At 67.5% G+C, this 19,758-nt stretch carries 18 protein-coding genes; 7 read left to right on the top strand and 11 right to left on the bottom strand.

Features of this window, described 5'->3' with window-relative positions; translation table 11 throughout:
• Positions 1 to 75 precede the first annotated feature (75 nt).
• On the bottom strand, positions 76 to 1,020 hold the full coding sequence (locus tag C1926_RS16650; RefSeq protein ID WP_079221845.1) for a chemotaxis protein: 945 nt from the start codon (positions 1,018 to 1,020) through the stop codon (positions 76 to 78).
• A 203-nt stretch (positions 1,021 to 1,223) separates the two neighbouring features.
• Here C1926_RS16650 and flgA point away from each other — a divergent pair, with 203 nt between their 5' ends.
• The 4 genes from flgA (at position 1,224) to C1926_RS16630 (ending at position 3,928) form a co-directional block, all read left to right on the top strand.
• Positions 1,224 to 1,880, top strand: coding sequence for a flagellar basal body P-ring formation chaperone FlgA (gene flgA, locus C1926_RS16645; RefSeq protein WP_108759979.1), 657 nt, complete (start codon positions 1,224 to 1,226; stop codon positions 1,878 to 1,880).
• Positions 1,881 to 1,955: 75 nt separating this feature from the next.
• Positions 1,956 to 2,261, top strand: coding sequence for a flagellar biosynthesis anti-sigma factor FlgM (gene flgM, locus C1926_RS16640; protein ID WP_079221847.1), 306 nt, complete (start codon positions 1,956 to 1,958; stop codon positions 2,259 to 2,261).
• Positions 2,258 to 2,596, top strand: a complete 339-nt coding sequence (locus C1926_RS16635) for a flagellar protein FlgN (protein ID WP_079221848.1) — start codon at positions 2,258 to 2,260, stop codon at positions 2,594 to 2,596. Before flgM ends, C1926_RS16635 begins: the two co-directional genes overlap by 4 nt.
• A 114-nt stretch (positions 2,597 to 2,710) precedes the next feature.
• Positions 2,711 to 3,928: an ATP-binding protein gene (locus C1926_RS16630; protein WP_079221849.1), complete on the top strand. Its 1,218-nt coding sequence runs from the start codon at positions 2,711 to 2,713 to the stop codon at positions 3,926 to 3,928.
• A gap of 75 nt (positions 3,929 to 4,003) precedes the next feature.
• Here the strand turns inward: C1926_RS16630 and C1926_RS16625 are convergent, their stop codons facing one another.
• Positions 4,004 to 5,779, bottom strand: a complete 1,776-nt coding sequence (locus C1926_RS16625; protein WP_079221850.1) for an EAL domain-containing protein — start codon at positions 5,777 to 5,779, stop codon at positions 4,004 to 4,006.
• Between the two features lie 3 nt (positions 5,780 to 5,782).
• The gene (locus tag C1926_RS16620; RefSeq protein WP_108759978.1) at positions 5,783 to 7,885 is read right to left on the bottom strand and encodes a PAS domain-containing sensor histidine kinase; all 2,103 of its coding nucleotides are present in this window, start codon (positions 7,883 to 7,885) and stop codon (positions 5,783 to 5,785) included.
• 131 nt (positions 7,886 to 8,016) lie between these two features.
• On the opposite strand from C1926_RS16620, the gene C1926_RS16615 reads away from it, so the two are divergent.
• On the top strand, positions 8,017 to 10,755 hold the full coding sequence (locus C1926_RS16615; RefSeq protein WP_108759977.1) for a GGDEF domain-containing phosphodiesterase: 2,739 nt from the start codon (positions 8,017 to 8,019) through the stop codon (positions 10,753 to 10,755).
• Positions 10,756 to 11,118: 363 nt separating this feature from the next.
• On the opposite strand, the gene C1926_RS16610 is transcribed toward C1926_RS16615, so the two are convergent.
• From C1926_RS16610 to C1926_RS16575, 8 genes are all read right to left on the bottom strand, one after another.
• A complete protein-coding gene (locus tag C1926_RS16610) occupies positions 11,119 to 11,586 on the bottom strand; it encodes a hypothetical protein (protein WP_254057302.1) in 468 nt (155 codons plus the stop codon).
• A gap of 120 nt (positions 11,587 to 11,706) precedes the next feature.
• Positions 11,707 to 12,171 carry a hypothetical protein gene (locus C1926_RS16605; RefSeq protein WP_108759976.1) on the bottom strand — a complete coding sequence of 155 codons (465 nt, stop codon included), beginning with the start codon at positions 12,169 to 12,171 and terminating at the stop codon, positions 11,707 to 11,709.
• 104 nt (positions 12,172 to 12,275) lie between these two features.
• The gene (locus tag C1926_RS16600; RefSeq protein WP_108759975.1) at positions 12,276 to 12,497 is read right to left on the bottom strand and encodes a hypothetical protein; all 222 of its coding nucleotides are present in this window, start codon (positions 12,495 to 12,497) and stop codon (positions 12,276 to 12,278) included.
• 98 nt (positions 12,498 to 12,595) lie between these two features.
• Positions 12,596 to 13,786 (bottom strand): methyl-accepting chemotaxis protein, encoded by a 1,191-nt coding sequence (locus C1926_RS16595; protein ID WP_079221856.1) that lies wholly within the window; start codon positions 13,784 to 13,786, stop codon positions 12,596 to 12,598.
• Positions 13,787 to 13,961: 175 nt separating this feature from the next.
• The gene (hflD, locus tag C1926_RS16590; protein WP_108759974.1) at positions 13,962 to 14,576 is read right to left on the bottom strand and encodes a high frequency lysogenization protein HflD; all 615 of its coding nucleotides are present in this window, start codon (positions 14,574 to 14,576) and stop codon (positions 13,962 to 13,964) included.
• Positions 14,573 to 15,715 (bottom strand): tRNA 2-thiouridine(34) synthase MnmA, encoded by a 1,143-nt coding sequence (gene mnmA / locus C1926_RS16585; protein ID WP_079221858.1) that lies wholly within the window; start codon positions 15,713 to 15,715, stop codon positions 14,573 to 14,575. The genes hflD and mnmA overlap by 4 nt, the downstream gene beginning before the upstream one ends.
• On the bottom strand, positions 15,712 to 16,173 hold the full coding sequence (locus C1926_RS16580; RefSeq protein ID WP_108746662.1) for an NUDIX hydrolase: 462 nt from the start codon (positions 16,171 to 16,173) through the stop codon (positions 15,712 to 15,714). The genes mnmA and C1926_RS16580 overlap by 4 nt, the downstream gene beginning before the upstream one ends.
• A gap of 1 nt (position 16,174) precedes the next feature.
• Positions 16,175 to 16,663 carry a hypothetical protein gene (locus tag C1926_RS16575; protein WP_108759973.1) on the bottom strand — a complete coding sequence of 163 codons (489 nt, stop codon included), beginning with the start codon at positions 16,661 to 16,663 and terminating at the stop codon, positions 16,175 to 16,177.
• Positions 16,664 to 16,773: 110 nt separating this feature from the next.
• Here C1926_RS16575 and clpS point away from each other — a divergent pair, with 110 nt between their 5' ends.
• Together clpS and clpA are read left to right on the top strand one after the other, a co-directional pair.
• Positions 16,774 to 17,100: an ATP-dependent Clp protease adapter ClpS gene (gene clpS, locus C1926_RS16570; protein WP_079221861.1), complete on the top strand. Its 327-nt coding sequence runs from the start codon at positions 16,774 to 16,776 to the stop codon at positions 17,098 to 17,100.
• A gap of 371 nt (positions 17,101 to 17,471) precedes the next feature.
• Positions 17,472 to 19,754, top strand: a complete 2,283-nt coding sequence (gene clpA / locus C1926_RS16565) for an ATP-dependent Clp protease ATP-binding subunit ClpA (RefSeq protein WP_079221862.1) — start codon at positions 17,472 to 17,474, stop codon at positions 19,752 to 19,754.
• Positions 19,755 to 19,758 lie beyond the last annotated feature (4 nt).

Genomic DNA, 19,758 nt, shown 5'->3' with positions numbered 1-19,758 from the left:
GGGGCTCTGACCCCGGTGCCGCCGGATTGCGAAGGGGGTCGGAGCCCCTGCGGGGATCCGACCCTGGTGGCGGCCTTACGCCGCCATCGCCACCTTGCGCAGGCGGTCCAGCACGAAGTCGGCCAGCTCGTGCGGCGAGTACTTGGCCACGAAGGCGTTGGCGCCGACGCGCTCCACCATCGCATTGTTGAATACGCCCGACAGGGAGGTGTGCAGCAGCACATACAGCCCGGACAGGCCGGCGTGGCGCCGGATTTCCGTCGTCAGCGTGTAGCCGTCCATCGCCGGCATCTCGATGTCCGAGATCACCATGGCGTAGCGGTCGGCCGGGTTTTCACCCGAGGCGTGGATCTGCAGCAGGTGGTCCAGCGCCTGCTTGCCATCGGAAAGCAGGGTCGCGCCGACCCCCAGCTGGTCCAGCACGCTGCGGATCTGCTGGCGGGCGACGCGGGAGTCGTCCACCACCAGCACCTGCAGCTGCGGGGCGTCGGCCGGCATGGCCATGGTCGGGTCCAGCACGGCCTCGCCACGGATCTGGGCGATGTCGGCCAGCACGCTTTCCACGTCGATCACCTGGATCAGCTCGCCCTGGAAGCGGGTCACCGCGGTCAGGTAGCTCGATTCGGCGCCCAGCTCCGGCGGCGGGTGGATGTCCTCCACCGCGATGTTGACGATGCGCTCGACCCCGCTCACCAGGAACCCCTGGATGGAGCGGTTGAACTCGGTCACCACCAGGTAGCCGGGGGCGGTGTCCGCGTCCGGCTCACGCTCGGGGTGGCCGATGGCCAGGCCCAGGTCCAGCACCGGCACCGAGCGGCCACGCACGTCGGCCACGCCGGCGAACTGGCCGGGCAGTCCGGGTACCTGGAACAGCTCCGGGCGACGCAGGACTTCCTGCACCTTGAAGACATTGACGCCAAAAAGCTGACGTCCGCCGAGACGGAACAGCAGCAGCGCCAGGCGATTGTGGCCGGCCAGTCGGGTCCGCTGGTCGATCCGGTTGAGCAGGTCATGGGACATGGCTGCTGTATCGGCGCAGGGGCGGCCGAACTTGAGGGCTTTTGTAGAGTCGAGCCATGCTCGACTGCCGCTCTTGTAGAGTCGAGCCATGCTCGACTGCTTTGCTCCGAACAGCCAGTCGAGCATGGCTCGACTCTACAAGGGCAGGGCTCTGGCACGCCGCTTGCACGCACCCGGCCAGGTCTTTCCGAGCAGGAGGCGCCATGCGCCGGATCACATCTCTATTGGGCATTGCACTGGCGCTCGCCTCGCCGTGGGCGGCCGCTGCCGATTGGCAGCCGGTGGCCAGCATCCGCACGGCGGCGCTGTCGACCCTGGCGGCCGGCAGCGAGGGCGAGGCCGTGGTGGCCGACGCGCTGCGCCTGCCGCGCTGCGGGGCCGCCCTGCAGGTGCAGCCCACCGCCAACACCACGGTGGAGGTCAGCTGCCCCGATGCCGGGGGCTGGCGCCTGTTCGTGCCGGTGAAGGTGCGCCACAACCAGGCGGTGCTGGTGCTCACCCGTGGCATTGCCACTGGAGAAACCCTGGCGGCGGCCGATATCAGTACTGCCCAGCGTGACGCGGCCCGGATCGCCGGCGCCGTATTGTCCGATCCCGCAAGCGCTGTCGGTCGTATCGCCCGTCGGCCGCTGCAGGCCGGAAGCCTGTTGTCGGCCAACGACCTGGTCACCGAGCGTCTCATCAAGCGAGGAGACAGTGTGGCCCTGGTGTCCCGGCGCGGCTCGGTCGAGGTGCGCATCGCGGGCCGGGCGATGGGCGATGCAGGCGAGAACGAGCGCGTTTCCGTTGAAAACCTGTCCTCCCGCCGAATCGTGCAGGGGACGGTGGACGCCCATGGTGACGTAATCGTGGCGCGTTGAAAAAGTAAGAGATTTCCCTAAAGATCACGGCCCTGCGGTCGTTATCCCTTGTGAACGGCAACTCCAGGACACCCCATGAGCCAGAAAATCGACGGCAACCTGCAGGTCCCCCAGGCACTGCGCAGCGTGACGACCCCGGCCACCAAGCCGGGCGTCAGCGGTGATGCACCGGCCCGCCCGGTGGAGGCCGCTGACAGCCTGCGCCTGACCGGCGAGGCGACCAACCTGCAGGCGCTCGAGCGTGAGCTGAGCACCGCCCCGGCCATCGACACCCAGCGTGTCGCCGCCGTGCGCGAGTCGCTGCAGAACGGCAGCTACAAGATCAATCCGGACGCGATTGCATCGCGCATGCTTGAACTGGACCAGCAGCTGCAGGGATGACCGCGGCGATGAGTGAACATCTTCAGCGACTTGCCCAGGCCCTGGATGTCGAACACCAGGCCCTGGTCGAGCACGATGTGCACGCGCTGATCCGCGCTACCGGCGCCAAGCTGGAGGCGCTGCGTGCCCTGGATTCGACCCCGCCGCTGGGCGAGGCCGAGCAGCTGCAGGCGCTGGCCGAGCGCAACCGCGCCAATGGCGTGCTGCTGTCGCGCCGCCGCCGCGAGGTGGATTGGGCGCTGCGCCAGCTCGGTCGCACCGAAGCATCGTCCTCGTACGACGCCAAGGGCCAGGCGCACACGGTCAACGCACGCCGGCCACTCGCCGTCGCCTGACCGGCCTGGGGCGCACCCCGGCAGTAGATCCACGCCATGCGTGGATGCGGTCAGGCTGCTGCGCTGCGCGGCAGCGCGTATATTGGGCGCCTGTTCGCAAGCCCCCGAGTCGCCGTGTCTGCCGCCAACGCCCTGGTTACCGCCCCCCTTCCCCCGCAGCCGGTGCTGCAGGCCCTGCTTGAGCGCCTGCGCGAAGGGCTGCTGCTGTTCACCGAAGACGGGCAGGTGGCCCTGGCCAACCCGGCCGCGCAGAACCTGCTGGGCAGTGAAGAAGCCGCCGCAGCGGCGCCGCAGCGCCTGCGCGAGCTGCTGCCGCCGGATGCGCTGGAGCAGGCGCGCCTGCACGGGCAGTGGAACGGCAGCCTGCCGGTAGGCGAGGGGGTGGTCATCGCCCACCTGTACCACCACGGCCAACCCGGCAGTGGCCACTACCTGGCCCTGTTCCGCCCCATCGAGGGGCAGGAAGACTACGAGCGCGAACTGCAGCAGCGCCATGCCGAACTGCGCCAGGCCTACCTGCGCCTCAACGGCACCCAGGAAAAGCTGCTGCAGTCGGAAAAGATGGCCTCCATCGGCCAGCTGGCCGCCGGCGTGGCGCACGAGATCAACAACCCGATCGGCTACGTGCACTCCAACCTCGGCAGCCTGCAGGAATACCTGCGCAGCCTGTTCACCGTCATCGAAGCGTACGAGCGGGCCCTGCGCGCGCCGGACCCGAAGGCGCTGATCCCGGAAATCGACGATATCCGTGACCGCCTCGACATCGATTTCATCAGCCGCGACCTGCCGCAGCTGATGGCCGAATCGCGCGAGGGCATCGAGCGGGTGACCCGCATCGTGCGCGACCTGAAGGACTTCTCGTATTCCGGCCGCGACGAGTCGTGGAAGCTGGTGGACCTGCATTCCGGCCTGGAATCGACCATCAACATCATCTGGAACGAGCTCAAGTACAAGGTCACCCTGCACCGTGAGTTCGGCCAGCTGCCGCTGGTGGAATGCCTGCCGTCGGAGTTGAACCAGGTCTACATGAACCTGCTGCTCAACGCCGGCCATGCCATCGCCGAGCGCGGCACCATCACCGTGCGTACCGGCGTGGACGGCGACACGGTCTGGGTCGAGTTCGAGGATACCGGTGGCGGCATTTCGCCGGAGCTGCGCCAGCGCATCTTCGATCCGTTCTTCACCACCAAGCCGGTCGGCAGCGGCACCGGCCTGGGCCTGTCGATCTCCTACAGCATCATCAACAAGCACCACGGCCGCATCGACCTGGACAGCACGCCCGGCGTCGGCTCGCGCTTCCGCGTGGTGCTGCCGGTAAAGCAGCCGCGCTGACCTCGCTTCTGTAGAGTCGAGCCATGCTCGACTACGGCAAAAAGCAGTCGAGCATGGCTCGACTCTACAGGTGGGTCAACGCAGCGGCGTGCGATCCTCGCCGGCGTCTCCCGCTTCTACTGGCGTCGGCCCGGCATTGCTGCGCCGTTGTTCCTCGTACGTGCGGAATGCCTGGTGGATGTGCTTGCGCAGCTCATCATCGTTCCAGGGCTTGGTCAGGAAGCGGTAGATCGCACCGCGGTTGATCGCATCGGTCACCGTGTTCAGATCGGTGTAGCCGGACAGCACCAGGCGGATCGTGTCCGGGTAGAGCATCTTCACCCGGCCCAGGAACTCGGTACCGCTCATGTCGCTCATGCGCTGGTCGGACAGGATCACCTGCACGTCGTTGATCGCCAGCAGGTCGAACGCATCGCGCACGTTGCCGGCGGCCAGGATGCGATAGCCATCGCGACGGAACAGGCGCACCAGCGAACGCAGCACGTTCTCTTCGTCATCCAGCAGCAGCAGTGTGCGGTCCGGGCGGGTTTCGGCAAACGCTTCCGGGCGCAGGTAGCGGCGGCGGAGGGTCATGCCGGCGGCATCGGCCGACATCGGTTCGCCGAACAGGTAGCCCTGGAACACATCGCAGTCGTTGCGCCGCAGGAAGCCCAGTTGCGCCTGCGATTCCACGCCATTGGCGATCACCGTCATGCCCAGCTGGTGGCCCATGGCGATGATGGCGCGGGCGATGGCGGCCTCGCGGTTGCCGGCCGGCGCGCTCTTGATGAAGCTGCGGTCGATCTTCAGCTTGTCCACCGGGTAGCGCACCAGCGCGCTCAGGCTGGAATCGCCGGTGCCGAAATTGTCCAGGCTCAGGCTGATGCCTTCATTGCGCAGGTTGGCCAGCGTTTCGTGGACGAAGTTGACGTTGTTGGTCAGCGCGCTCTCGTTGATCTCCAGCGTCAGCATCTGCGCCGGCACGCCTGCGGCCTGGATCAGGCCCATCACCTCGGCAAAGAAGTTCGGCCGCAGCAGCTGCAGCGTCGACACGTTCACGGCGATGGTGAAGTCATCGAAGCCCTGGTCGCGCCACAGCCGCGCCTGCTTCAGTGCGCCTTCCAGCACCCAGGTGCCGATCTGCACGATGATGCCCAGGCGCTCGGCGGTACGCATGAAGCGCTCCGGCACCAGCATGCCCAGCGTCGGCGACTGCCAGCGCAGCAGCGCTTCCATGCCCACCACGTGGCCGTCGCGGGCGCTGACCAGCGGCTGGTAGCGCAGCTTCAGTTCGCCATTGGGAATCGCGTCGACGATCTGGCGGGCGATGATGCTTTCGCTGTGCGCGCTGGGCGGGGTATCCACCGCGTGGATGCGCACCGCATTGCCACCCTCGCGGGCAGCCTGGTACAGCGCGTCCTCGGCGTGGTCGAGCAGGCGCGAGGCGCTGCTGGCGTGCTCCGGGCACAGGCTTACGCCCAGCTTGCCGGTCATGAACAGGGTGTACGGCAGCACTGACAGCGGCAGTTCCATCTGCTGGCGGATCTCTTCGGCGAAGTCCTCCGGCAGCGGCAGGTCGGCAGTGCGCGGCACCGCCAGCAGGAACTCATCGCTGCCATGCCGCCACAGCTTGCCGCGGCCGCGCAGGTAGGACTGCAGGCGCTGGGCAACCAGCACCAGGGCCTGGTCGCCGACGTCGGCACTCATGTTTTCGTTGACCGATGCGAAGTGGTCGATGTCCACGTGCATCAGCATCAAGGGGGTGCCGCCGGAGGCAGCTTCGGTGACCATGACCTGCAGCTCGGGGTTGCCGGCGCCCAACCGATCAGGGGCGTCGTCGATGCTGACAAGGGGCATGTTGGGGTTCCACATGGCTCAGTATTCCGGGGAATCAGCGGCGGCCGCAGTGGCCGCCTGGTAGGGAAGGTGGACGTCGACGAGGGTACCGGCGCCATGCGCCGACTCGATATGGACATGGCCGCCGACGCTCTGCGCGCGTTCGCGCATCACGATCAGGCCCAGCCCGCGTGGGCCGTCCGGGTCGAAGCCCTCGCCGTCGTCACGGATCTGCAGGTGCAGGCCGCGCTGGTCGACATCGCGCAGCTGCAGCTGCACCTGGCTGGCACGGGCGTGGCGCAGCACGTTGGTCAGGCTTTCCTGGGCGATGCGGAAGCAGGCCTGCTCGATGCTGTTGTCCGGGCGCGAGGGCAGGGTATCGATTTCGGCCAGCAGCTCCACCGGCGAAGATCGGAACAGCACCCGCGCCTGCCAGCTCAATGCCGCCTCCAGGCCCAGTGCATCCAGCTGTGGCGGGCGCAGCAGGGTGGAGATGTCGCGCAGCTTCGCCACCGTGGTGTCGGCCAGGCTGACGATCTGCGCCAGGTCCTCGCCGCGGCGCTGCGCGTCCTCTTCATCCTGCGCCGCATACGCAGAAAGCTTGATGGCGGTGATCGCCTGGCCGATGTCATCGTGCAGGTCGCGCGAGATGGCGCGTCGCTCGTCCTCCTGCAGCGAGAACAGGCGGCCAGCCATGGCCTGCAGCTCGCGGTTGCTGATCTCCAGTGCGGTGCGCGTGCGCTCGGATTCGCTCAGGTCGCGCACGATCAGCAGCTTGCAGTCGCGGCCGCCGTAGCGCACTTCGCCCACGGCCAGGCCCGCATGGAAGCGGCGGCCATCGGCACGCTGCATCACCACCACGCTGTTGTGGCCAGGGCTGTGCTGCGGCTGGCCGGCGCGCAGCTGCACGCGCACGCGGTCCAGTTCAGCCGGGTCCACCAGCGCATCCAGCGGTTCACCCAGCAGGGTATGGCTGCCATAGCCGAACAGGGCCGCGGCCCAGGCGTTGGCGTACAGCACGTGCTCCTCGGACAGGATCACCACGCCGTCGGGCAGCACCCGCACCAGCTCGCGGAACTGCTCCTCGCGCTCACGCAGCAGGCGGCGCGACTGCTCGCGCTCGGTCACGTCCTGCAGGGTGCCCAGCACCCGCTCGCGGCCGGCCTCGTCCAGGCCACTCGCTGCGCGCAGGTGCACCATCAGCGCGCGGCCGTCCATCGACAGCACTGGCAGCAGTACGTCCACCTGCGCCGTGGGGCTGGTGCACAGCTCGGCCAGCAGCTGCTCGGTCTGGGTCGCAGTGGTCGGGTCGGCCGGTACCAGCAGTTCATCGAAGCGGTGCCAGCGCCGTGCCTCGGGCGGGCGCCGGCCAAGCAGGCGGTACACCTGGTTGGAATAGCGGCCGAGGCCGCTGGCCGGGTCCAGCTCCCAGGCGCCGATGCGGGCCAGTTCGTGAGCCTCTTCCACCCGGGCCAGGGCCTGGTCGCGGCGCAGCTGGGCCAGGTCTTCGGCCGTGCGGTCGATGGCGATCAGCAGGCGGGCGTTGCGCCCGTCATAGTCGATCGCGTTCGAGCGCAGTTCCATCTGCCGGACGCTGCCGTCGCGCAGCTGCAGCGGGGTGCGCAGGATGCAGATCTGCTCGGGTGCCTCGCGGATCGCCTCCAGCTTGGCCTGCAGCACCAGCCGGTCGCCAGGCGCCCACAGCACGTCGATGGCCTGCTGCAGCAGTTCGTCGCGCTCCCAGCCGAAGGCGAGGCAGGCGGCGGGATTGGCATCGAGGATGGCCAGGCTGTCCAGGTCGTAGACCAGGATCGGCCCGGGGTTGCCCTCGAACAGCTGCCGCAGGCGCAGCTCCGAGCCCTGCAGGCGGGTATGGGTGCGCAGCACGTGCTCGGCCAGCGGCCGCAGCAGCAGGTACAGCAGGCCAGCGCTGGCAAAGGCGAAGAAGGCGTCCTTCACGGTCTGCCAGAACGCCAGCTGCTGCGGGTCCGGCACCAGGGCCGCCATCGCGCCATCGGTGGCAATCATCCACGCCAGCGCCAGCACCAGGTAGCTCAGCACCACCCGGCGACGGTCACGACCCAGCGCCTTCGCCATCTGCGGGTCGGGAGCGGGGGCGGTGCCGGTCGGTTCTGCGGGCATGGACAGGGCAGGAGGAGGGGGCGCCGGCCATATTACCGCGCAGGTGCGCCTTGGCACTCAATTATCCGCCGGATGCGCCGTTAACCACTGCGTGCCCCGCTGTCGGGCGCGCCATTCCGGAGCAACATCGCGTGGACCAAGGGATCATCGCCAGCCTGCTGCAGCACCCGCTTGCCTCGGCGCTGGTCATCGTCGACCGTGGCGGGCGCCCGCTTGCAGCCAATGGTGCCGCGCGCGAGCACGGCCTGCCGTCGACGGTGGCGGCCTACGCGCCGATGCTGGAGGACCTGCGCCTGCTTGCGGCCGACGGTGGCATCGTCGCCTGTACCCTGCCGGGCGGACCCCGCGGTCACTACGATGGCTACCTGCGCGCGGTACACGATGGCAGCGGCAACCTGCTGGCCTTCACCCTCAGCGTGCCCGAGCCGGTGCCGGTGGATGCGGGCGGGCGCTGGGAGCTGGCCCTGGAAAGTGCCGGCCACAGCCTGTGGGACTGGGACATTCCCAGCGACCGGGTGGTACGCACCCCGGCGCTGGTGGACGAGACGGCCAACGCCATCATCGCCCGCGTGCACAGCGACGACCTGGGCGACATGCGCGCCGCGCTGGACGAACACCTGCGCGGCCACAGCGAGCAGTACAGCGCCCAGTTCCGGTTCCGCCAGGAAGATGGCCAATGGCGCTGGGTGCTGGATCGCGGCCGCGTGGTCGCCCGCACCGCCGATGGCCAGCCGCTGCGCATGGTCGGCACGCACACCGATATCGAGCAGCAGAAGCAGCTGGAAGCGCTGCTGCAGGAACAGCAGCTGCACCTGAGCGAGGCCCAGCGCATCGCCAGCATGGGCAGCTGGTCGTTCGACCCGACCAACCACCGGTTCTGGTGGTCGCCCGAGCTGCGCTCGCTGCTGGCCCTCGAGCCCGGCGAAGTGCCCGGCCAGCGCCGCTGGCTGAAGCAGCTGCACCCGCGTTCGCGCGGCGCGCTGCGTGCTGCGTGGCGCCGGCTGTGGCGTGACGGCCGCGCTGCCAACCTGGAACTTGAACTGACCCGTGGCAGCGAGCCATCGCAGCACCTGCGCCTGTGGATGCAGCCATTGCTGGACATGGATGGCCATCCCAAGCGCCTGCTGGGCCAGGTGCAGAACATCACCGAACAGCACCAGACCGACGCGCTCATCCGCTGGCGTACCGAACTGCTCAACCGCGTGTCCGCGCTGGGCCGCATCGGTGGCTGCGAGATCGAGGTCAGCACCCGGCACATGCAGTGGACCGAGGAGTGCTACCGCATCCACGGCCTGCGCAAGGAACCGATCACCCTGGACCAGGCGCTGGCGCTGTACACCGAAGATTCGCGCGCCCATTTCGAGGCTGCGCTGCAGCGCATTGCCGGTGGTGGCCTGCCCGAGCAGCTCGATCTGTGCTTCTACCGCCAGTCGGGCCTGCGCGTGTGGGTGCAGGTGCTGATCGAGCTGGACCGTCGCGATGGCCTGCCGCCGCGCTTCGTGGTCCTGTTCCGTGACATCACCCGCGAGCGCGAAGCCAACGAGCGCATCGAACTTCTGGCCCATTACGATCTGCTGACCGGCCTGCCCAACCGTGTCCTGCTCGGCGAGCAGACCGCCGAGGCCATCGAAGAAGCACGCGACCGCGGCACGTCGCTGGCGATGCTGTTCATCGATCTGGACGGCTTCAAGACCATCAACGACAGCTTCGGCCACGCCACCGGCGATGCGCTGCTGAAGGCCGCCGCCACCCGCCTGCACCAGAACCTGCGCAACAACGATCTGTTCGGCCGCTTCAGTGGCGACGAGTTCATCGTGGTGCTGCGTGACCTGGCCGAGCCGGAAGATGCCGGCCACGTGGCGCGCAAGCTGATCGGATCGCTGGCCGAGCCGCTGCGCCGGGGCGATACCACCCTGAAGGTGGGCGCCAGCGTGGGCATCGCGATGCTGGGCGATACCCAGACCGATTTCGATTCGCTGCTGCGCGCCGCGGATGCCGCGATGTACGCGGCCAAGGAAGCGGGGCGCAACACTTACCAGTACTACAGCCAGGACGCCCTGGCGCGCATCCAGCGCCGGCTGGAGATCGAACACGGCCTGCACGGCGCGATCGAGCGCGAGGAGTTCAGCCTGGCCTACCAGCCGTTGCTGCATGCCCACCACGGTGAGCCTCCCGCCATCGAAGCGCTGCTGCGCTGGCATCGCCCGGGCATCGGCTACTGCAGCCCGGCCGAGTTCATCCCCATTGCCGAAAAGTGTGGCGAGATCGTCCGCATCGGCGACTGGGTGCTGTCTGAAGCCTGCCGCCAGGCATCGGCATGGGACCGCGCCGGCCTGCGCTTCGAGCGCATCGCGGTGAACGTGTCGGCCGTGCAGCTGCGCGACCGTGGTTTTGCCGAGCGCGTCATCGAGATCTGCCACGCCCATGGCTGGCCGCCGCAGCGCTTGGAGCTGGAACTGACCGAATCGGCGCTGATCCGTGACACCGACATCCTGCGCCACTGTTTCGACGTGCTGGAGCGGCACGGCGTCCCGCTGGCGGTGGATGACTTCGGCACCGGCTTCTCCAACCTGCACTATCTCAACCGCTTCCCGGTAGGCCGCCTGAAGATCGACCGCAGCTTCGTGCAGGGCATGCTGCATGACACGGGCACGGCCGAAGTGACCCAGGCCATCGTCCATCTGGGCCATGCGCTGGGCATGAAGGTGGTGGCCGAAGGCGTGGAGACGCACCAGGAAGAAGACATGCTGCGCCGGCAGGGCTGCGACGAGATCCAGGGCTACCTGTACTCACGCCCGCTCAGCCCGCGCGACCTGGCACTGTGGCTGCGCCAGCAGCACGCCGCCCCGGAAGTCGCCCTGGCCCGGTAGCGCCGGGCCATGCCCGGCGGCACTGATCTGTGCCTTGGTGGGGGCCGACCGTTGGTCGGCACTGACGCCTGCACTCGCGATCATCCACGCATGGCGTGGATCTACTACCGGGCTTCGCCCTGGTGGGTGCCGACCGTTGGTCGGCACTGATGCCCGCACTCGCGCTCATCCACGCATGGCGTGGATCTACTACCGCGCTTCGCCCTGGTGGGTGCCGACCGTTGGTCGGCACTGATGCCCGCACTCGCGATCATCCACGCATGGCGTGGATCTGCTACCGGGCTGCGTCCTGGTGGGTGCCGACCGTTGGTCGGCACTGACGCCCGCATCGCATGGATCTACCGCAGCCGCGCGCGCACCGCTTCAACAACGCCGGCATAGCGCCGCCGCTGGATGTAATACCCCATGTAGAACACCAGCAGGAACACCACCATCGGCCACGCCATCGGGTGCACCAGGACGATCGGCAGCAGCATCGCGGTAAACACCAGCGCGAACCAGCTGCATCGACCAATCACCCCGCATCTCGCGGCGCCGCGTGTCGACCACCAGCTGGCCGCGCAGCAGCGGGAAGTAGCGGCCACCAAAATGCGGGGCGTAGCTCTCGCGGAACGCGACGCTGCCATCAGGCAGTGCATGGAACACCAGGCGCATCCACTTCTCGTCCGGAAGGTCATGCTCAAGCCCGCCCAGCGAGAGCTGGGCCAGCTGGGCCGGAGATGCGGCAATGCGCTGGTTGAACAGGGCAAGGCCGGTGCCGAAGAAGAACGGCGCCCACCGGACAAGCAGCAGGACTTCGACCAGCAGCAGGGCGATCAGGGTCAGGGCCATCGGTCTTCCATGAGCGGGACCGGCGCATCATGCCATAGCGGCTGCGGCACCATCACGCCGCGTAATTCAGTAGATCCACGCCACGCGTGGATGAAGTCAGGATGGCCTTGCTCCTGCAGGTCATTCCTCTTCAGCCAGATCGCTTAGGTCCAGGATCTGCGGATTGACACTGCTGGCAACGATGCTCCTGATCAGCCCTGGGCGGCGGCGAAGCGAGTAGGCGCGTATCGCATGGATGGGGCTGAATTCACACAGGGGGTAGCGCGAGTGCCCCACGATTACGGGTCTGTTGAAGTTAACGTCCTTGGGATCATCCAGTGGCAGGTCCCACCTCCCACCGTGTAACAGCCTGACGGTCTCTCCCAGGTATCGGGCAAGTATGACCCTCAGGGAGTCCCGCTCATCATCTGACAGTGTGACTTCCATCAAGTCATGCAGGCGTTCCAGCCTGTCGAGGCTTTCGGGGCTTCCATCGAGCGCAATGCCATGGATTAGTGCCTGCGCGACCAGCCATTCGATCTGGCCGTCCATGAGCATCAGGAATTGATCAAAGGCTTCGCGGGCCTCGTCCAGGTCAAGCGTCATGCTGGTGCCGTGTCAGATGGAGCGGGCAGTGTGTCCCGTCCGTGAAGCGCACGCCATGCAATAAATCCTAAATTGGCATCAGTGGTGCCGGATCGGGACACCCGTCAGGGATGTTTCAACGCATCCCCATCCAACCCAAGATCCCAGGCCATCCCCAGAAGCTCGCCAGCAGGCGCCGGTGGGGCAGGGCGGGCATCGGCCAGCTGCTGCAGTTCCTCGATCTCTTCGCGTGCCACCGTCTCCAGCGCCTGCAACTGCTCACGGACACCCGGGTTACGCGGGCGCTGGCTGGGGTCGATCGGGGGCAGGGCACGGATCAGGGTCATGGTGCGTGGGTCGGGAGCTTCCAACGGCAGGTTACAGGCAAAGGCCCCGGAATGACCGGGGCCTTGCGGGCTGCCGGAGCAGGCAGCGGACATCTGGATCAGAACAGCTCGACCGTACCGGCGCCCATGTTCTGCTGGGCAACCGGCTTGTGCGGCGGGCGTTCCCACTCGCTGCGCAGTTCGCGCAGGCGGCTGCCAGTGCGCTGCAGGGCAGTGGCGATCTCTTCGTCGAACACGCCGCCGTTACGGTGCAGCAGTTCCTGCAGGGCCACCGCTTCGCGGTTGATCGCGGTCAGGCGGTCCAGGTGGGTGTGTACGCCGCCCAGTGCCTGGGTGGCGATGTCTTCGAACTGCAGGGCGCGCACGGCCTCGGCCACGCTGCCGTCGATCGAGCGGGCGCACTCGGACACTTCGCGCATGCCATCGCCCAGCGAGGCGTTGATCTGGGCCACGTTGTCCAGCATCGCCGCCGCTTCCTGGCGCGCTTCGCGGGAGCGGTCCATGTCACGCGAGGCCATGTGCGAGACCGTCTCGCGCACCTTGGCAATGGCGTCCTTGGAGCTGTGGGCCAGCTTGCGGATCTGCTCGTTGAAGGTGGTCGAGCGCTCGGACAGGTTGCGCACTTCGTCGGCCACCACAGCGAAACCGCGACCGGCTTCACCGGCTCGGGCTGCTTCGATGGCGGCGTTCAGTGCCAGCAGGTTGGTCTGGTCGGCAATCGACTTGACGTCTTCCAGCAGGGCAAAGATGCCGTCCAGGTGCTGGGCCATCTGGTCGATGTGCTGCACGGTGGTGCTGCTCTGGCCGCTCACCTGTTCCAGCGCTTCCACCAGCTGTTCCATGCGGTGGCTGGCGTGCTGGGCAAAGCGGGCGACGTCGAGGCCGGCGCTGCCTTCGTCACCGGCGCGGTCGACGATGCGCGACAGGGCCTGGCTCTGCTGGCGGGACTTGCGGTTCATCGCATCGAAGCTGCCGCCCAGGCTGGACACAGCCTGGCGGATCAGGTCACGGGCGCGTTCCACTTCGCCACGCGAACCGTCGATCTCGTTGCCGACGAAGTTGCGCAGCTCGGTCAGCAGCTGGTCCTGCTCACGCAGGACACGGGCATGTTCCGGGGAACGATGCGCCTGGGCGCGGGTGGTCCACCACGCAAAGCCCAGCCAGCTCAGCGTCATCGTGGTCAGGATCGCCCAACGCAGGGCGGCCGGCCATTCGAAACCGATGGCGAAGGGGAGCAGCAGGGTCAGGGCCAGGGGGGCGGCCAGACGGATGAAAATGCGTGAGTACATGGACGTTCTCGGGAGGTGCACGGAGGATGTATCGGCCGTACCCCCTTTCTCTTTAACGTCGATGTGCTCTCTGAATGCGCCGGATTTCCGACGCATCGGTCAATCGGGGGCCGCCGGCATCGGGGTCGGATCCCTTTTCCATGGAAAAGGGCTCTGACCCCAGGCCCCAAGGCCCTCAGGCCAGCTGGCGGTCCACGGCCTCGGTCATCGCCTTGCGGCTGAGCAGGAAGTCCCAGTAGCTGCCCCCCAGCTGCCGCCACAGCACGGCGGCACGCACGGCTGCCAGCAGCAGCGCGCGGATCTCGGCCACCACCCCGGCCTGGCCCAGGTAGTGCGGGTTGCCCTGCACCATGACACGCGGCTTGAGGTGGCTGATGGTGTCCGCATACAGGCCACCCAGGCTGGCCAGCACGTCCGGGTGGCCGCTGTCGCCCAGCTCGAGGGCCTGGCGCTGGGCGCGCTCGATGCCCGAGGCGACCTTGTTCACGGTGGCACCGTCCTGCACGAACCGCCGCTCCAGCTGCAGCACCGACAGGGCCAGCTTGGGCAGGATCGGGTCCTGGCCCTGGTTGCGGAAGTAGTTGTGCAGCAGGCGCAGGCCGGACTTCAGCGCGTCGCGGTCACCAAACACCTCCTGCGGGGAGGCGGCATCGATGCGGAACACGCTGTCCACCGCGGTACGCACCGCCGCGGCGTCGGAATGGCCGGTATCGGCGATACGGCGCACCTGCTGCAGGGCCTGGGCAATGCCGGCCAGGGCCAGGACGCGGTCGTCGACAGTGAAACTCATGCAGCGATTACCTCAAAAGGAGAAGGGGTGGTGCGCAGGCGCTGTTCCAGCGGCGCATCGGTTGCGGCGATCACCGCGCCGCCCAGGCAGACATCACCGTCATACAGCACCAGCGACTGGCCAGGGGTCACGGCACGCTGCGGGCGGGCGAAGGTCACCAGCACGCTGCCATCGTCCAGCACCTCGACCGTACACGGCTCGTCCGGCTGCCGGTAGCGGGTCTGGGCGGTGCACTCGAAGCGGCGGGCCGGCGGCGCACCGGCAATCCAGTGGGCGGTCTCCGAGCGCAGCCGGTCGGACAGCATCCATCGGCTGTCACGGTCCTGGTCCACGTACAGCACGTTGCTGGCCACATCCTTGCCGACCACGTACCAGGGCGCGGCAGGGCGGCCGCGCACGCCGCCGATGTTCAGGCCTTCGCGCTGGCCCAGGGTGAAATAGAACACGCCCGGATGCTCGGCGATGACGCTGCCGTCGGCCGGATCGAGGATCTGGCCGGCCTTGGCGGGCAGGTAGCGGCCGAGGAATTCACGGAAATCGCGCTCGCCGATGAAGCAGATGCCGGTCGAATCCTTCTTGGCATGGGTCGGCAGGCTGACGTCGCGGGCGATCCGGCGCAGGTCGCTCTTTTCCAGGTCGCCGATCGGGAACAGGGTGGCGGCCAGTTGTTCCTGCCCCAGCTGGTGCAGGAAGTAGCTCTGGTCCTTGGAACGGTCGGCGCCGCGCAGCAGCAGCCATTGTTGGCCGCGCTGGGCGATGCGCGCGTAGTGGCCGGTGGCGATGCGCTCGGCCCCCAGCTCGCGGGCGGCATCCAGGAAGTGCTTGAACTTCACTTCGCGGTTGCACAGCACGTCCGGGTTGGGCGTGCGGCCGGCGGCGTACTCGGCCAGGAAGTGTTCGAACACCCCCTGCCAGTACTCGTTGGAGAAATCGCGGAAGTGGAACGGGATGCCGAGCAGGCCGCAGACAGCCACCGCATCGCGGCGATCATCCTCGGCGCGGCAGTCGCCACTGCCATCGTCGGCCCAGTTCTGCATGAACAGGCCGGCCACGGCCTCGCCCTGCTGCACCAGGCGCCAGGCGGCCACGGAGGAATCGACGCCGCCGGACACGCCCACCATTACCCGGGGACTGCTCATGCGACCTCCTGGACCAGGGAAAGCGGATGGCGCTGGCCGGCCAGGTAGTCGGCCACCACCTGCCAGACCAGCGGGCTGCGCAGGCGCGGGCCGGCGGCCTGCAGCTCGGCCGGGTCCAGCCATAGCGCGCGGTCGATGCCGGTATCCAGCGGCTGCGCCGGGTCGTGCGAGACCGGGCGGGCGGCGTAGCAGAAGCGCAGGAACGCCGTGCCGTCAGGCGCGGTCCACTGGTAGCAGCCGATGAAGGCGCTCAGTTCCACCGTCCAGCCGGTTTCCTCGCGGGTCTCGCGCAGGGCCGCGGCGGCGAGGCTCTCGCCTGGTTCCAGGTGGCCGGCGGGCTGGTTCAGCACCTGCCGGCCGTCAATGGTCTCTTCCACCAGCAACACGCGGCCGCCGTCGACCACCACGGTGGCCACGGTGGCATGCGGTGCCCAGCGCGGGTCCTGCACAGCGTTCAACTCAGAGGTCGTCCTTCTTGGTCAGCTCCAGCTCCATCGCATCGGCGGTCCGGATGGCCGCATCGATGGCGTCGCTGAGCTGGTCGGTGGTGGCATCGGCGTCGATCTTCACCACGAACATGGCGGTCTTGTCCTGCTTCACCCAGCCGCCCATCTTGGCGTCCTGGGAATCTTCCAGCAGGCGGTTGGCCACCGCTTCGGGGAACTGCTTGTCCTTGGACACATAGCCCGGCGACCACACCTCGCGGATGTTGTGGCTGCCGAAGTCCTCCACGGCCGAGCGCACGTAGACCATCTGCGTGCGGTCGCCTTCCACGTCGAACACCATCTGGTAGTCGCCGTCCTCGTCCACCTCGAAGGTGTAGCCCAGCTTCTCCAGGTGGCGGGCGACGGCGGCATCGGCCTTGCTGCTGTCAGCGGTGGTCGCGGCACCGGCGGTACCGGCGGCGGCCAGGGCGAGCAGCAGGGCAGGCAGAAGGGTCCTTTTCATGAAAATCCTGTGAAACGTGGGGGACAGGCGGTAATTGTGACGGCGGCCGTGCGTGCCGTCCATTCCGCGCCAGGCCGACGCAGCGCCGCCGCACCCTCTATAATGTACGGATGCCCCGCGAGTCTTCCCCCGAATCCCATCACGACCACGGTATCGCCGTGGAGCCCGCGCGCCCCGAAGTGGCGCCGCCGCCGTTCTACCAGGTGATGATCCTCAACGACGACTACACCCCGATGGATTTCGTGGTGGACGTCCTGCAGCAGTTCTTCAGCATGGACCTGGACAAGGCCACGCAGGTGATGCTGCACGTGCATACCCGTGGCCGCGGTGTCTGCGGGGTCTTCACCCGTGAAGTGGCCGAAACCAAGGTTGCCCAGGTCAACGAGTACTCGCGCATGAACCAGCATCCGCTGCTGTGCACGATGGAAAAGGCCTGACCCCCGGTAGTGCGTAGAGTCGAGCTTGCTCGACTGATCTTCAATGCAGTCGAGCAAGCTCGACTCTACCGAGTCAACGCCAGCAATCCGCACCGTTCCAGCCATGGCCGTTCTCTGGCCCCGCCTGCGTGCTCACGTTCAATCCGCCTGCCTTGCCCGCTGACCTCCGGGGCGAGGCGTGTTGCGGGTCATCACGTAGCAACGGACAGCCGATCGGGTAGGGTTCGCCGAAGCGCCGGCGGGCTGCCCGGGCGTGAACGATGATCAAGCAATCCGCACTGCTAACGCCATCTGAACGCAGCAATCCGCTAGGGTGATGGAAATCGCGTAGTCAGGCCGCATATTGTCCCCATCTGCCGCCGGAGTAATCCATGTTCAGCAAAGACCTCGAACACACCATCGGCCAGTGCTACAAGCGCGCCCGTGAGGCCCGGCATGAATTCATGACGGTCGAACACCTGCTGCTGGCACTGCTCGACAACCCGTCCGCCCAGGCTGTCCTCAAGGCCTGTGGTGCCGACGCCGAACGCCTGCGCCAGGAGCTGGAGCAGGCTATCGAGGCCTCGGTGTCCCGCCTGGCCGAAGACGACGGCCGTGATACCCAGCCGACCCTGGGCTTCCAGCGCGTGCTGCAGCGGGCCGTGTACCACGTGCAGTCCTCGGGCAAGAAGGAGGTCACCGGCGCCAACGTGCTGGTCGCCATCTTCGGCGAGAAGGACTCCCACGCCGTCTATTACCTCAACCAGCAGGACGTCACCCGGCTGGACGTGGTCAATTACCTGTCCCATGGCATCGCCAAGCTGGGCGAGGAGGGCGAGCAGCCGTCCTCCCCGGAAGGCGAGAGCCGCATGGAAGGCGGGGACGGTGAGCCCAAGGGCGATGCCCTGACCGAATTCGCCAGCAACCTCAACGAACAGGCCCGTGCCGGCCGCATCGACCCGCTGGTGGGCCGTGCGGACGAGATCGAGCGCACCATCCAGGTCCTGTGCCGCCGCCGCAAGAACAACCCGCTGTACGTGGGTGAGGCCGGCGTGGGCAAGACCGCGATCGCCGAAGGCCTGGCCCGTCGCATCGTCGAAGGGTCGGTGCCGGACGTGCTGGCCGACGCCGTCATCTACTCGCTCGACCTGGGCGCGCTGGTGGCCGGCACCAAGTACCGCGGCGATTTCGAAAAGCGCCTGAAGGGCGTACTGACCGCGCTGAAGAAGGTGCCCAACGCGGTGCTGTTCATCGACGAGATCCACACCATCATCGGTGCCGGTTCGGCGTCGGGCGGCACCATGGATGCCTCCAACCTGATCAAGCCGGCCCTGGCATCGGGCGAGCTGCGTTGCATCGGCTCGACCACCTTCCAGGAATACCGCGGCATCTTCGAGAAGGACCGTGCCCTGGCCCGGCGCTTCCAGAAGATCGACATCGTCGAGCCGACCGTGGGCGAAACCTACGAGATCCTGCAGGGCCTGAAGAGCAAGTACGAGGCCCACCATGGGGTTACCTACTCCGACGAGGCGTTGCAGGCCGCGGTGGACCTGTCGGTCAAGCACATTGCCGACCGGCTGCTGCCGGACAAGGCCATCGACGTGATCGACGAGGCCGGCGCCCGTCAGCGCCTGTTGCCGGAAGGGCAGCGCAAGGAGCTGATCGACGTCGAGGAAGTCGAGGCGATCATCGCCAAGATGGCGCGCATCCCGGCCAAGCAGGTCAGCGCCACCGACAAGGACGTGTTGCAGCACCTGGAGCGCAACCTGAAGATGGTGATCTTTGGCCAGGACCCGGCCATCGGCACCCTCGCATCGGCCATCAAGCTGGCGCGTTCGGGCCTGGGCAATCCGGAAAAGCCGATCGGCAACTTCCTGTTTGCCGGTCCCACTGGCGTGGGCAAGACCGAGGTGACCAAGCAGCTGGCGCTGCAGCTGGGCATCGAGCTGGTCCGCTTTGACATGTCCGAGTACATGGAGCCACATTCGATCAGCCGCCTGATCGGTGCGCCCCCGGGCTATGTCGGCTTCGACCAGGGCGGCCTGCTGACCGAGAAGATCGTCAAGACCCCGCACTGCGTGCTGCTGCTGGACGAAATCGAGAAGGCGCATCCGGACATCTTCAACATCCTGTTGCAGGTGATGGACCGCGGCGTGCTGACCGACACCAACGGCCGCGAAGCCAACTTCAAGAACGTGGTGCTGGTGATGACCACCAATGCCGGCGCGGCGCAGGCTTCGCGGCGGTCGATCGGCTTCACCAAGCAGGACCATGCCACCGACGCGATGGAGACCATCCGCCGCAGCTTCACGCCGGAGTTCCGCAACCGCCTGGACGCGGTCGTGCAGTTCCAGCCGCTGGGCTTCGAGCACATCCTGCGCGTGGTCGACAAGTTCCTGATCGAGCTGGAAATGCTGCTGCAGGAAAAGCACGTCAGCCTGTCGGCCACCCCGACCGCACGCGACTGGCTGGCCCACCACGGCTTCGATCCGCTGATGGGTGCCCGTCCGATGGCGCGCATGATCCAGGACAAGATCAAGCGCCCGCTGGCCGACGAACTGCTGTTCGGCAAGCTGGTCAATGGCGGCCGCGTCAGCATCGACGTGCGCGACGACGAGCTGGTGGTCGAGACCCACGCCGAACCGGAGCGCCTGCTGCCGGCAACGGTGGAATAAGGGC

The sequence above is a fragment of the Stenotrophomonas sp. ZAC14A_NAIMI4_1 genome (genome assembly GCF_003086915.1).
Classification (GTDB): domain Bacteria; phylum Pseudomonadota; class Gammaproteobacteria; order Xanthomonadales; family Xanthomonadaceae; genus Stenotrophomonas.
Note: the sequence above shows the minus strand (reverse complement) of the source record. Positions and strands in the feature narration are given on the sequence as shown.

Bases quoted from the DNA above. Each gene is read 5' to 3' on its own strand.
- C1926_RS16650 (WP_079221845.1), bottom strand. From the start codon at position 1,020: ATGTCCCATGACCTGCTCAACCGGATCGACCAGCGGACCCGACTGGCC.
- flgA (WP_108759979.1), top strand. From the start codon at position 1,224: ATGCGCCGGATCACATCTCTATTGGGCATTGCACTGGCGCTCGCCTCG.
- flgM (WP_079221847.1), top strand. From the start codon at position 1,956: ATGAGCCAGAAAATCGACGGCAACCTGCAGGTCCCCCAGGCACTGCGC.
- C1926_RS16635 (WP_079221848.1), top strand. From the start codon at position 2,258: ATGACCGCGGCGATGAGTGAACATCTTCAGCGACTTGCCCAGGCCCTG.
- C1926_RS16625 (WP_079221850.1), bottom strand. From the start codon at position 5,779: ATGTGGAACCCCAACATGCCCCTTGTCAGCATCGACGACGCCCCTGAT.
- C1926_RS16620 (WP_108759978.1), bottom strand. From the start codon at position 7,885: ATGCCCGCAGAACCGACCGGCACCGCCCCCGCTCCCGACCCGCAGATG.
- C1926_RS16610 (WP_254057302.1), bottom strand. From the start codon at position 11,586: ATGGCCCTGACCCTGATCGCCCTGCTGCTGGTCGAAGTCCTGCTGCTT.
- C1926_RS16605 (WP_108759976.1), bottom strand. From the start codon at position 12,171: ATGACGCTTGACCTGGACGAGGCCCGCGAAGCCTTTGATCAATTCCTG.
- C1926_RS16600 (WP_108759975.1), bottom strand. From the start codon at position 12,497: ATGACCCTGATCCGTGCCCTGCCCCCGATCGACCCCAGCCAGCGCCCG.
- C1926_RS16595 (WP_079221856.1), bottom strand. From the start codon at position 13,786: ATGTACTCACGCATTTTCATCCGTCTGGCCGCCCCCCTGGCCCTGACC.
- hflD (WP_108759974.1), bottom strand. From the start codon at position 14,576: ATGAGTTTCACTGTCGACGACCGCGTCCTGGCCCTGGCCGGCATTGCC.
- mnmA (WP_079221858.1), bottom strand. From the start codon at position 15,715: ATGAGCAGTCCCCGGGTAATGGTGGGCGTGTCCGGCGGCGTCGATTCC.
- C1926_RS16575 (WP_108759973.1), bottom strand. From the start codon at position 16,663: ATGAAAAGGACCCTTCTGCCTGCCCTGCTGCTCGCCCTGGCCGCCGCC.
- clpS (WP_079221861.1), top strand. From the start codon at position 16,774: ATGCCCCGCGAGTCTTCCCCCGAATCCCATCACGACCACGGTATCGCC.
- clpA (WP_079221862.1), top strand. From the start codon at position 17,472: ATGTTCAGCAAAGACCTCGAACACACCATCGGCCAGTGCTACAAGCGC.